General features: G+C 73.4%; 16 protein-coding genes. 9 read left to right on the top strand and 7 right to left on the bottom strand.

Features of this window, described 5'->3' with window-relative positions; genetic code table 11:
- Positions 1–93: 93 nt before the first annotated feature.
- Positions 94–663 carry a type 1 glutamine amidotransferase domain-containing protein gene (locus EOE48_RS09045; protein ID WP_127728478.1) on the bottom strand — a complete coding sequence of 190 codons (570 nt, stop codon included), beginning with the start codon at positions 661–663 and terminating at the stop codon, positions 94–96.
- A 227-nt stretch (positions 664–890) separates the two neighbouring features.
- Here EOE48_RS09045 and EOE48_RS09040 point away from each other — a divergent pair, with 227 nt between their 5' ends.
- On the top strand, positions 891–1,106 hold the full coding sequence (locus EOE48_RS09040; RefSeq protein ID WP_127728589.1) for a hypothetical protein: 216 nt from the start codon (positions 891–893) through the stop codon (positions 1,104–1,106).
- Positions 1,107–1,154: 48 nt separating this feature from the next.
- On the opposite strand, the gene EOE48_RS09035 is transcribed toward EOE48_RS09040, so the two are convergent.
- Positions 1,155–1,538, bottom strand: a complete 384-nt coding sequence (locus tag EOE48_RS09035) for a hypothetical protein (protein ID WP_127728477.1) — start codon at positions 1,536–1,538, stop codon at positions 1,155–1,157.
- A gap of 173 nt (positions 1,539–1,711) precedes the next feature.
- Between EOE48_RS09035 and EOE48_RS09030 the strand changes: the two genes are divergently transcribed.
- The 8 genes from EOE48_RS09030 (at position 1,712) to EOE48_RS08995 (ending at position 7,026) form a co-directional block, all read left to right on the top strand.
- Positions 1,712–2,032, top strand: a complete 321-nt coding sequence (locus tag EOE48_RS09030; protein ID WP_127728476.1) for a DUF6496 domain-containing protein — start codon at positions 1,712–1,714, stop codon at positions 2,030–2,032.
- 22 nt (positions 2,033–2,054) lie between these two features.
- The gene (locus EOE48_RS09025; protein ID WP_127728475.1) at positions 2,055–2,261 is read left to right on the top strand and encodes a hypothetical protein; all 207 of its coding nucleotides are present in this window, start codon (positions 2,055–2,057) and stop codon (positions 2,259–2,261) included.
- A gap of 201 nt (positions 2,262–2,462) precedes the next feature.
- The gene (locus EOE48_RS09020) at positions 2,463–2,672 is read left to right on the top strand and encodes a cold-shock protein (protein WP_127728474.1); all 210 of its coding nucleotides are present in this window, start codon (positions 2,463–2,465) and stop codon (positions 2,670–2,672) included.
- A 141-nt stretch (positions 2,673–2,813) separates the two neighbouring features.
- On the top strand, positions 2,814–3,041 hold the full coding sequence (locus tag EOE48_RS09015) for an AsnC family transcriptional regulator (RefSeq protein ID WP_127728473.1): 228 nt from the start codon (positions 2,814–2,816) through the stop codon (positions 3,039–3,041).
- A 335-nt stretch (positions 3,042–3,376) separates the two neighbouring features.
- Positions 3,377–4,267, top strand: coding sequence for an aldo/keto reductase (locus tag EOE48_RS09010; protein WP_246154061.1), 891 nt, complete (start codon positions 3,377–3,379; stop codon positions 4,265–4,267).
- On the top strand, positions 4,257–4,964 hold the full coding sequence (locus tag EOE48_RS09005) for an NADPH-dependent F420 reductase (RefSeq protein ID WP_127728471.1): 708 nt from the start codon (positions 4,257–4,259) through the stop codon (positions 4,962–4,964). The genes EOE48_RS09010 and EOE48_RS09005 overlap by 11 nt, the downstream gene beginning before the upstream one ends.
- A 59-nt stretch (positions 4,965–5,023) precedes the next feature.
- Positions 5,024–6,310, top strand: a complete 1,287-nt coding sequence (locus tag EOE48_RS09000; protein ID WP_187371365.1) for an NTP/NDP exchange transporter — start codon at positions 5,024–5,026, stop codon at positions 6,308–6,310.
- A gap of 59 nt (positions 6,311–6,369) precedes the next feature.
- Positions 6,370–7,026 (top strand): class II aldolase/adducin family protein, encoded by a 657-nt coding sequence (locus EOE48_RS08995; protein WP_127728469.1) that lies wholly within the window; start codon positions 6,370–6,372, stop codon positions 7,024–7,026.
- 357 nt (positions 7,027–7,383) lie between these two features.
- Here EOE48_RS08995 and EOE48_RS08990 read toward each other — a convergent pair whose 3' ends face one another.
- The 5 genes from EOE48_RS08990 to EOE48_RS08975 form a co-directional block, all read right to left on the bottom strand.
- On the bottom strand, positions 7,384–8,358 hold the full coding sequence (locus EOE48_RS08990; protein WP_127728468.1) for an MBL fold metallo-hydrolase: 975 nt from the start codon (positions 8,356–8,358) through the stop codon (positions 7,384–7,386).
- 238 nt (positions 8,359–8,596) lie between these two features.
- A complete protein-coding gene (locus EOE48_RS29130; RefSeq protein ID WP_187371356.1) occupies positions 8,597–8,764 on the bottom strand; it encodes a hypothetical protein in 168 nt (55 codons plus the stop codon).
- 94 nt (positions 8,765–8,858) lie between these two features.
- Positions 8,859–9,581, bottom strand: coding sequence for an ABC transporter permease subunit (locus tag EOE48_RS08985; RefSeq protein ID WP_127728467.1), 723 nt, complete (start codon positions 9,579–9,581; stop codon positions 8,859–8,861).
- The gene (locus tag EOE48_RS08980; protein WP_127728466.1) at positions 9,578–10,552 is read right to left on the bottom strand and encodes an ABC transporter permease; all 975 of its coding nucleotides are present in this window, start codon (positions 10,550–10,552) and stop codon (positions 9,578–9,580) included. Before EOE48_RS08980 ends, EOE48_RS08985 begins: the two co-directional genes overlap by 4 nt.
- Before the next feature lie 60 nt (positions 10,553–10,612).
- A complete protein-coding gene (locus EOE48_RS08975) occupies positions 10,613–11,602 on the bottom strand; it encodes a glycine betaine ABC transporter substrate-binding protein (RefSeq protein WP_127728465.1) in 990 nt (329 codons plus the stop codon).
- Positions 11,603–11,696 lie beyond the last annotated feature (94 nt).

The raw sequence follows: 11,696 nt of genomic DNA, 5'->3' as shown, positions 1-11,696 counted from the left end.
CGCTTTCGCGACGCGGAAATCGGCTTCGCTCATGCGCCGCGCGGGCTCGTGCTGCGAAATCCGGAAGCAATCTTCCGGATTTCGCAGCAGGCGTCAGGCGGCGCGCCGGTGGCGGCCCTCCTGCACCTCCTCGATGATCTTGGCGCTGAAGGCGTCGAGGTCGCCGGGGTTGCGGCTGGTGATGATGCCCGTGTCGGTCACCACCGCCTCGTCGCGCCAGTCGCCGCCGGCATTGACCACGTCGGTCCTGATCGAGGCGAACGACGTCACCTTGCGGCCCTTCACGGCGCCGACCTCGACCAGCAGCCACGGCGCGTGGCAGATCGCGGCCACGACCTTGCCGCCGGCGAGGAAGCTCTTCAGGATCTCGAGCGCCTTCGGCTCCAGGCGCAGCTTGTCGGGGTTGATCTGCCCCCCGGGCAGGACGAGGGCGTCGAACCCGCCCGCGTCGAGGGTCTCGATGTCGGCGTCGACCTTGACCGGGCGGCCCCAGTCGGTCTCGTCCCAGCCGCGGATCGCGTCGGGGGACTGGCGGGACCGGGGCGCCGCCACCGTCACGGTGGCGCCGGCCTCGGCCAGCCTCGCCTTCGGCACTTCCAGCTCCGACTGCTCGAAGCCGTCGGTCGCCATGATGAGGATCTTCGCCTGCCGGATGTCGGGCATCGCTGGCTCCGGGAGTTGGAGGGATGCCTGGGCAACAGGCGGTGCCGGGGGCGGTTCCGCGATGCCGCGGCGGTCGGATGGCCGCAGGGCGGTGGTCCCGCCGTACCCGGAACCCCCCTCGGGGCGGGCCTGTTTCCCTTCCACACCCCCACATCGGCGCGAGGAGGCGACGCATGTTCACGAACATGGCCGAGGCGGACACGACCCTGCGGAGCGCGGCTCACGGCATGGTCAACCCGGGCATCCCGGACCCGAATCCCGGCGGCGGCATTCCGGGCGACCTTCCGCCGCCGGTGGACCCCGACGACCTGCCGGATACCGGCCCGACCGGCCCGCGCTCGCCCTACCCGGTGAACGATCCCGGGGTCATCGATCCGGCCGGGCCGGGCTCGGAGCCCGACTACCTGCCGGGCGGGCCGAGCAACCCGGGCACCCGCTTCTGAGACGCGCGGCGGGCCTCGGCGGGCGGCGGACCTGCGGGTCCGCCGTCCTCAATGGCCGCCGTGCGAGGCGCGCACGTCGCGCGGCGCGTTGAGGATCTCGTCGAGGCTGCGGGCGACGTGGCGGGCCTCGTCGTCGGTGAGCCGGAGCTGGAACGGCGGCAGGGCGCCGGCCTGAAGCGCGACGACCGCCTGCCCGCTCTCGTCGGTCCCGACCTCGATCGCCGAGGACGTCACGTCCAGGGTGGCGATGTCGTCGTCGGGGTCGCTCCCCGCATCCTCGTCCGGCTCGTCGATCGCGATGAGGAGCTGGCCGACCGCCCGCACCAGTGCGCGCGCCGCCCGCGCGTCCATGACGACCGCGGTGGCCTGATCGTCCTTCTGGAACGCGAGCTGGATGTTGGAGCCTTCGAGGGAAACAGAAATACCCGCCATGGAGCGCCCGATACGTCTACACGACTCTCTATATGGGACCCGGCCGGCGGATGCGACAGGCGGGTGCGGCCCCGGAACCGGATCGACGGCGCCGAACATGGGCTCGGTTCGGGCGTTGACCGGGACGACACCGGCGCCGCGGGCGCTGCTCGGGCCATTCCCGGAGGACGACCATGGCCACGCCGACCAGGGCGCAGAAGGACACGATCGGCCGCGTGATGCACGCCTTCAAGGAGGGCGAGCTGGAGCGCAACGACGGGCGGCCGGTGACGAACCCGAAGCAGGCCATCGCGATCGCGCTGCGCGAGGCCGGCACCTCCAACCAGGAGAGCCCGGCGGACAACCGCGCCACCTTCCGGCGCACACGCCGCAAGGAGCGCGAGACCCGCAGCCACGCCACCCGCGCCGCCCTCTACGACGAGGCGAAGCGTCGCGACATCCCCGGCCGCTCGCGGATGAGCCGGGACGAACTCGAACGGGCGCTCAACCGCTGAGGCCGCCGCACAGGATCATCGCATGAGCTCGAAGCAGCCGAAGACCACCACCCCGACCGACGCCGACCTGAAGGGCAATCCGGGCATCGGCGGCAGCGCCGGCACGACGCTGTCGGGTGCCGACCCCGAGGATCCGGAGGCCGCCAACACCTATGAGGGCGACGTCGACAACGACACCACCCCCGAGGGCGGGATCGACCCCGACCAGCGCCCGCGCAAGAACAAGTGAGCGCGCCCGGCGCCCGCCGCCTTGTTAAGGCCGCAGAGACTCCCTAGATATCCCTTGGCGACGACGGGCTGACGGATCGGGTCGAGGACCCGGGGTCCGCGTGAGAGCCCTGCCATTCCCCAAGCTTCATCGTTGCTTTTTGCGGATCGTCCTCGAGACGGCTCGCAGGGGATTTTCGGCACGAGACTGAGGACGAGCTACGTGGAAACCGGTACTGTCAAGTGGTTCAACGACCAGAAGGGCTATGGCTTCATCCAGCCGGATAACGGCGGGAAGGACGTCTTCGTCCACATCTCCGCCGTCGAGCGGGCTGGTCTGCGCGGGCTCGTCGAGGGTCAGAAGATCTCCTACGAGATGCAGACCGACAAGCGCAGCGGCAAGGTCTCGGCCGGCAACCTGCAGGCGGCCTGATCGGCCGCCCTCCGGTCGCGGCGCCCCCGGATCCTCGACGAGGATCGGGCGTTAACGATCGGTTGCGGGGACGCCATCGGGACCCGCCAAACACGACGCTCCGCGACGCGGGGCGCCAACTCAGAGAGAAAAAGAAAAGACATGTTGTTCGAGTTCACCCGGCGCTCCGGCGCCCCGTCCCTGTTCAACGACGGACGGACCTTCCACGTCGATCACATCAGCCGCTTCGGCGACGACCGCCGGCCGATCGACGTCAGCCACCTCATCGACAGCAGCTACGGCTACCACTCGTCCCGCGAGCTGCGCTGGCATCTCGCCGAGCGGTTCGGCCTGACGCCGAACGCGGTGGCCCTGCGCGAGGCGCACTGAGCCGCGAAGCGGCCCGGACCTCGGGTCCGGCGCCTCCCTGTCGATCCCGGGGCATCGCGCCCCACCCACCCACCCGAAAGACCCAAGCCGGCAACGGGCCCCGACGGGCACCGGCCGGCTTTCTCGCGTGCCGAGCAGGGCGCTTCGCCACGGGACGTGCCGGTGATTTTTCCGCCGCTCCCCCGGGACGGCCGCGCGAATCCCGCCTACGATCGGCAACCAGAGGTCGAACGCACCCGCAGGGGACGCACCAGCCCGCTCGCGAGGGAGGAACCCGCATGAATCCGGACCGCCGCGCCGTTCTGGCGGCTGGCGCCGCAATGGCTGGCGCCGCCATGGCTGCCGCCGCAATGACCGGCGCCGCGGTGCCCCACGCCCGCGCCGCCGAGGCCGACGGCCCGCTGCGGATGCGGCCGATCCCGTCCTCGGGCGAGACGATCCCGGTCGTCGGCATCGGCACGTCGCGGCGCTACGACACCGATCCGGCCGGGCCCGGGGTCGAGCCGCTGCGCGAGACGGTCGCCCGCTTCGTCGCCCTCGGCGGCCGGGTCGTCGACACGGCGCCGGATTACGGCCGGGCCGAGGAGGTGCTGGGCGCGGTCTTCGCCGGCTCGGACCTGCGCGGCAAGGTCTTCCTGTGCGGCAAGGTCGCGGCGCAGGGGCGCGAGGCGGGGCAGGCGCAGATCGAGCGCTCGTTCCGCCGCATGGGCACCGACCGCATCGACCTGATCGCGGTCCACAACCTCATCGACCCCGACGCCCAGTTGCCGCTCCTGCGCGAGATGAAGGCGGCCGGGCGCATCCGCTACCTCGGCGCCACCACCTGGGCCGAGCGGCAATACGCCGACCTCGAAGCCCTGATGCGGCGCGAGGCGCTCGACGTGATCCAGGTCAACTACGCGGTCGATGCCCGCGCGGCGGCCGAGCGGATCCTGCCGCTGGCCCGCGACCGCGGCGTCGCCGTGATGGTCAACGTGCCGTTCGGCCGCGAGCGGCTGTTCAACCTCGTCAAGGGCCGCGAGCTGCCGCCCTGGGCCGCGGAGTTCGACTGCGCGACCTGGCCGCAATTCTTCCTCAAGTACGTCCTCGGGAACGAGGCCGTGACCTGCCCGGTGCCCGGCACCGCCCGGGTGGCCTATGCCGAGGACAACCTCGGCGCCGCCCGCGGCCGGCTGCCGGACGAAGCCGCCCGGCGCCGGATGGAGGCTTACATCGATGGCCTGTGACACCCTCTCGCGCCGCTTCGTCCTCGCCCTGGCTCTCGTGGCGGCGCTGCCCGCGCGGGCGCAGGAGAAGTCCCGCATCGCCGTCATCGGGGCCGGCAACATCGGCGGCACCCTCGCGGCCCTGTGGACCAAGGCCGGGCACCCGGTGATGATCGCCTCGCGCCACCCGGAGGAGCTGTCCGGGCTGGTCGGCCGGCTCGGGCCGCTCGCCCGGGCCGGCACGGTGACCGAGGCCTTGCGCTTCGGCGAGGTGGTGTTTCTCGCCGTGCCCTACCGGGCCTATCCGGAGCTCGGCCGCGAGCACGCCGCGGCGCTCGCCGGCAAGGTCGTGCTCGATGCCGGCAACGCGACCCGGGCCCGCGACGGCGACCTCGCGGCGGAGGCCGAGGCCGACGGCATCGGGGCGACCTCGGCCAGGTACCTGCCGGGGGCGCGGCTGGTGCGCGCCTTCAACGCCGCCAACGTCCGGCTGTTCGAGCGCAACGCCCACCGCGACGGGCCGCCGATGGCGGTGCCGATCGCCGGCGACGATGCCGGGGCGCTCGCGGTCGCCGAGGGGCTGGTGCGCGACGCCGGCTTCGAGCCGGTGACCGTCGGCGGCCTCGACAAGGCGCGGCTGTTCCAGATGGGCAGCCCCGGCTTCGGCCACGACGCCACCGCGGCCGAGGCCCGCAAGACCTTCGGGCTCGCCCGGTGAACGACGGAACCGGGGCGGCCGCCGGCGCCGCGGCCGCCGCGGAGCGGACCGGCCGGCGGGTGCCGGACTGGCTGCGGCGCCTCACCGACGTGCGCGCCGGGGAGGTGCCGGCGCTCGGCTGGTCGTGGGCCTACATCTTCTCGATCCTGGCCTCGTACTACGTCATGCGGCCGATCCGCGACCAGATGGGCGTCGCCGGCGGCATCGAGAACCTGCCCTGGCTGTTCACCGCGACCCTCGTCGGCATGGTGGTGCTGAACGTGCCGTTCGGCTGGCTGGTGCGCAGCCTGCCGCGGGCGCGCTTCGTGCCGCTCACCTACCGGTTCTTCGCCCTCAACATCCTGGCCTTCGCGGTGGCGCTCGCGGTCGCGGGGCCTGACCGGCAGGTGTGGATCGGCCGGGCCTTCTTCGTCTGGCTGTCGGTGTTCAACCTGTTCGTGGTCTCGATCTTCTGGGCCACGATCGTCGACGTGTTCTCGACCGAACAGGGCAAGCGGCTGTTCGGCTTCATCGCGGCGGGCGCGACGATCGGGGCGATCACCGGCTCGGCCGTCACGGCGCTGCTCGCCAGATCGGTCCCGACCGAGGTGCTGCTCGTCGCCGCCGCGCTCCTGCTCGAAGTCGCAGTGTTCAGCATGCGCGGGCTGTCGCGCCTCTCCGACGCCCTGCACCGGCAGCCGGGCGAGGCCGGGCGGGCGATCGGCGGCAGCGCCTTCGCGGGCATCCGCCGCGCCCTGTCCTCGCCCTACCTCCTCAACATCAGCCTCTTCCTGCTGCTGTTCTCGATCACCACGACCTTCCTGTATTTCGAGCAGGCGGCGATCGCGAAGGCGAGCTTCCCCGACCGCGCCGCCCAGACGCAGTTCTTCGCCGGCATCGACCTCGCGGTGAACGTGCTGACGCTGGGCGTGCAGTTCTTCCTCACCGGGCGGATCGTGCGGCGCATCGGCGTCGGGCCGACCATGGCGATCCTGCCGTTTGCCAGCGCGATCGGCTTCGCGCTGCTGGCCCTCGCGCCGACCATCGCCAGCGTGGTCGCGTTCTACGTCCTGCGCCGGGCCGGCAACTTCGCCCTCGCCCGGCCGGTGCGCGAGGTGCTGTTCACCGTCCTGCCGCGGGAGGACCGCTACAAGGCCAAGAGCTTCATCGACACGGTGGTCTACCGCCTCGGCGACCAGGTCGGGGCGTGGTCCTACAGCCTCGTCGGGGCGCTCGGGCTCGGGTCGGCGGCGCTCGCGGTCGCGGCGGTGCCGCTGTCCCTCGCCTGGCTCGCCAACGCCCTGTGGCTCGGCCGCCGGCAGGAGGCGCTGGCGCGGGAGCAGGCCGGGGACGAGGCGGCCGGATAGGGGATTGGCGCCGGCCGGATTCGGCCCGACAAGCGGTTCCGACCCGCCGGGAGCCGTCGATGCCGCGTCACACAGAATTCGCCACCCGCCAGGGGATCGTCGAGGCCGCCCGCAGCCTCGCGGGGCTCGGCCTCGCCGAGGGCACCTCGGGCAACCTCTCGGTGCGCTGGGAGGACGGCCTGCTCATCACCCCGTCGGGCCTGCCCTACGGACAGATGAGCGCCGACGATATCGTGTTCCTGCGCCTCGACGGCAGCTTCGAGCATCCGCTGCGGCCGTCCTCGGAATGGCGCTTCCACCGCGACATCCTGCGGGCGCGGCCGGAGGTGAACGCGGTGGTGCATGGCCACCCGATCCACTGCACCGCCTTCGCGATGTGCCGCATGGAGATCCCGGCGGCGCATTACATGATCGCGGCGGCCGGCGGCGCCACGATCCGGTGCAGCGGCTACGCCACCTTCGGCACGCCGGAACTCTCGGTGCTCGCCCTCGAAGCCCTGGAGGGCCGCGCCGGCTGCCTGCTCGCCAACCACGGCATGATCGCCACCGGGCCGAGCCTCGACAGGGCGTTGTGGCTCGCCGTCGAGATGGAGACCCTGTGCCGGCAATACGCCGTGGCGCTCCAGGTCGGGCGCCCGCACATCCTGTCGGAGGCCGAGATCGCGGAGACGCTGGAGAAATTCCGCGATTACGGGCCGCGGCCGAAGGCGGAGTGAAAGCCTGCTTGAGTGACCGCCCATCGTCTTTGCCGCGTCAAGCACCCCTTTTCCCGGACGACTGCAACGAAGTGGAAGGAGATCCGGGATCCAGCACAAAAAGTCGCGAAGCGTCCGTACCCAGCGACAGTGCTGGCAGACGGAGCCGCTTCGCGGCGCATCTGACGTCTGGATCCCGGATCTCCTTCCGCTGACGCTCCAGTCGTCCGGGAAAGGGAGCCATTCTTTAGATCGGGAGTCGAACCGGCTTCGATAGGGTTGCCGGACCATGAATCCGGGAACCATGTCACCCGCCCGCGCAGCACCCGAGCGGTGCGGACGTCTGACGAGCCGGCCGCCGGAGCGGCCGGCCCCGCCTCATAGCTCCATCTTCATCGGCTCGGGGACGTAGCGGAAGCCGTCGCCGTTCTTCGCCACGTGGCCGATGCCCGGCCAGGCGAAGTGGTAGGCCAGGACCGGGATGCGGTTCTGGGCCAGCATCGTCAGCATCTTGAGCCGCGACTGCGCCGACTGCTTGGGATCGCTGTCGTAGGCGAACTCGGTCAGCGGCTTCTCCATCAGCAGGACCGGGTGATGGGTGAGGTCGCCGAGGTAGCAGAGGTTCTGCCGGCCCGAGGTGATCATGAAGATGGTGTGGCCGATGGTGTGGCCGGGCGCCGCGAGCGCCTGGATGCCGGGCAGGAACTCCTCGCCGTCCTTGAAGAACACGAGGCGGTCGCGCACCGGCAGCAGGTTCTTGCGCGCGGTGTCGAGGAAGGCGCCCATCGGCTGGGGCACCTTGGCCGGGTCGGTCCAGTAGTCGAAGTCGGCCTGCGAGATGTAGAACTGGGCGTTCGGGAAGTTCGGCTTGCCGTCGTCGCCGACGCAGCCGCCGCAATGGTCGACGTGGGCGTGGCTCATCACCACCGCGTCGATGTCCTCCGGCTTGATCCCGGACTGGCGCAGGGTGGTCATCAGCTTGCCGGTGGTCGGGCCGAACAGCTTGAGCGAGCCCATGCCGGTGTCGAACAGCACCATCCGGCTGCCGGTGTTGAGGACCAGGATGTTCTGTTCCAGCACCGCGTTCGACAGCGGCAGGAAGTTGCGGGTGAGCTGCTCGTCCATCTCGGCCGCCGACAGGCCGAGGAAGTTGGTGTGGGGGTCGCCGAGCGGCAGCGTGCCGTCCGACACGATCGTCGCCTCGGCGTCGCCGAGCATGAAGCGGTAGAAGTACGGCGCCTGGCTCTTCAGCATCGGCGCCTTGGCGAGCGCCCCGGTGCCCGCCGTCACGGCTGCGGCGGCGGCGCCCAGCATCAGGCCGCGCCGGCCCGGATTCTCCAGCCCGATCGTCATGATTTCCTCCGCAAGGTTCCGGGCCGGCCGGCCCGTTCGGCCTCTTGTGTACGCCCGCCCCTCGGGGGGTGGGGCGCCGAAGCCTTGCGGTGGAGTGTGTTGCCGATCCCGCGGGCTTGTCAAACCGGCCGGCGGCCTAAGCAGGTTTCGCAAAAGTGGTCGCCGCTTTTGCGAGAAAAACCTGCGACACAACAATGAGTTGAGCGGGCGAAGCGTTGGCCTGCCAACGCAAGTCTGCTCAGACGAGGTGGGCGACGACCCAGAGCGGCGTCCCGAGGGCGACGAGCCCGAACACGATGCCGGCCCCGACGTCGCGCAGCAGCCGGCGCTCCGGCGCGGGCTCGCGGAGCGCTCCCGCGAGGCCGCCCCCCGCCCCGAGCACGGCACCGATCGCGAACCACACCACGGCCTGGCCTCCTCGCGCCGGTCGTCCCCGGCCCAGACCGGGTTCTGCGCGCAGGCGGCCGCCGCCGGCAAGGCCCGGAATCGTCGCGCCGGGCTCACACCCACCGGCGGGCGAGGGCCCGGGCCGCCTGGAACGCCGCGTCGGCGAGGAAGGCGAGGCCGGCCGCGGCCGCGGCGCCCTGGACGAGGTGGAGGCCGTTCTGGTTCTGGAGCCCGACGACGATCGGCGTGCCGAGGGTCGGCGCCCCGGCGAGCGCCCCGAGGGCCGCGGTGGCGACGGCGAGCAGCATCACCACCCGCAGGGCTTCGAGGATCGGCCCGGCGGCGAGCGGCAGCTCGACCCGCCACAGGATCTGGTCCGGCGTCATCCCGATCGCCGCCGCGGCGCCCCGCACCTCCGCCGGTACCGTCGCGAGGGCGTCGAGGGTGCCGCGCAGCACCGGCATTAGCCCGTAGGCGGCGAGCGCCAGCAGGGTCGGCGGCGCGCCGAAGCCGAGGAGCGGCAGGGCGAGCCCGATCACCACCACCGGCGGCGCCGCCTGGGCCGCCGCCGCGAGGGTCTCGATGGCGCCGCGCAGGCGCGCCCCCGCCGCCCGGGTCGCCAGGATCCCGAGGGCGACGCCGAGCCCGCCGGCGAGGGCGAAGCCGCCGAGCGCCAGCGTCAGGTGGCGCCCGGCGAGCCAGGCCAGCCGCCCGGCGGGAACCGGCGTGCCGGCCTGGAGCCCGAGCGCCCGCACCAGCGGACCGGCGAGGTCCGGGTGGCTCAGGGCCGCGAGGGCGAGGCCGAGGAGGGCGGTGCCGAGGCCGGGGCGGCTCACGCGGCGCCCCCGGCGAGGGCGAACCGGGCGCCGAAGCGCGCGAGCAGGCGGTCGGCGGCGAGCGAGAGCAGCACGACCGGCAGCGCGCCGAGCAGGATCAGGTCGGCGGCGAACTGCGCCATGCCCTCGAACACCACCGCGCCGAGGCCCCCCGCCCCGACGAGGCCGCCGAGCGTCGAGAGGCCGATGCTCTGCACCGCCGCGACCCGCACGCCGCCGACGAGGATCGGGGCGCCGAGCGGCAGGCGCACCCGCAGCAGTTCCTGGCGCGGGGTGAGGCCGACCGCCCGGGCGGCGTCGAGCACCGCGGGTTCCGGCGCGGCGAGGCCCGCCGCCAGGCTGCGCACCAGCGGCAGCAGCAGGTAGGCGGCGGTGCCGATCACCGCCGGCGTCGGCCCGATCGCCGCGAGGCCGAGGCCGCGCAGGGCCGGCGCGACGGCGAGCAGCGCCGACAGCGCCGAGACGAGGCCGGCGAACAGCGCCAGCGCCGGCACCACCTGCACGCCGCCGATCAGCCCGTCGGCCACCCGTCCTGCCCGGCCGCCGCCGAGCCGGGCCAGCGCCAGCGGCACCGCGACGAGGCCGGCGAGCACCAGGGCGGCGGCCGACAGGCCGAGATGCTGGAGGATCGCGGCGTTCACGGCGCCGGCCCGCCCGCGGTACTCGACCGCGAGCGACAGCGAATCGAACAGGCCGCCGGCCACGGCCCCGGCGGCGAGCCCGAGGGCGGCGAGCGCCGCGAGCGCCGCGACGCCGCCCGCCGCCGCATGGCCCGGCCGGCCGCGCGCCACCGCGATCAGAAACCCGGCGATGAGCGCGAGCACGGCCGCCGCCCCGGCGACCGGACCGCCGGCCTGGGGCATGCCGGGCACGAGCCGGTTCGGCGCCAGGGTGAGCAGCGGCAGGCCGATGAGGGCGGCGGCGGCCAGCACCGCCAGCGCGAGGGGGAACGGGGAGGCGTGGCGGATCATCGCGGCCGAGGTTACGCGGGCGCGGGCCGGTTGTCGCCCGCGACACTCCGCCGGGGATGTTCAGCCGAGGAAGCGCCGGGCGACCGCCTCGGGCGGCCGGCCCTCGACCGCGACCTCGGCGTTGAGCCGGCGCAGCACCGGCAGGGTGAGCCGCCCGAAGACGTCGGCCAGCGCCGGGGCGAGGCCGGGATGGCGCTCGAGCACCGCGGCGCGGATCACCGGCGCCGGCTCGTAGACGATCTGGGCGCCGGCGGGGTCGGCCATCACCACTACGTCGAGGGCCGCGATCGCCCCGTCGGTGCCGTAGACCATGCCGGCATTGACCCCGCTGATGCCCTGCGCGGCGGCCCGCAGGGTGACCGAGGTATCGCCGCCCGGCAGGACCACGATGCGCTCCAGGGGCATCGCGAAGCCGTAGGCCCGCTCGAACGACGGCAGGGCGGCCGGGCTCTCGACGAATTCCGCCGAGGCGGCGAGCTCGATCAGGCCGCGCCGGACCGCGCCGGCGAAGTCCGCCATCGTGACGAGGCGCTCCCGGCGGGCGAGGGCGCCCTGAACCGCGATCTGCCAGGTGTTGTCGGCCGGCGCCGGCGCCAGCCAGACCAGCCCGCGCGGCGCGTCGAAGGCGCGGGCGCGCTCGTAGGCGCTGGCGGCGTTCTTCCAGGCCGGGTCGGTCTCGGTGCCGGAGAAGAACGCGGCGTTGCCGGTGTATTCCGGGTAGAGGTCGATCTCGCCGGCCGTGAGGGCGGTGCGGACGATCCGGGTCGGCCCGAGCTGGAGCCGGTCGGCCGCCGGGATGCCGAGCCGGCGCAGGGTCTGGAGGATCATCTGGCCGAGGAGCGCGCCCTCGCCGTCGGTCTTCGAGGCGACCACCACCGGTGGCCCGTCGGCGGCCCGGGCCGGCCCCGGTCCGGCGGCCCGGGCCGTCCCCGGTCCGGCGACCGGCACCAGGGCGGCCGCGAGGCCCGCGAGGGCGGCGCGCCGGGTCGGGAGCGCCGCCGCGGGGGCGGCGCCCGGCACACGCTGCGCGTCGGCCGCCGCGCTTGACATGGCTGGCGTTCCGGGCGACGGCTCAGGAACATCTCGTGATCGGCCGGGCAGGACGCCGTGACGGATGCGCCGGTCCGGAGTCGCGGTCGATGCT

The sequence above is a fragment of the Methylobacterium oryzihabitans genome (genome assembly GCF_004004555.2).
Lineage (GTDB): Bacteria > Pseudomonadota > Alphaproteobacteria > Rhizobiales > Beijerinckiaceae > Methylobacterium > Methylobacterium oryzihabitans.
This window is presented reverse-complemented; position numbering and strand designations above follow the sequence as displayed.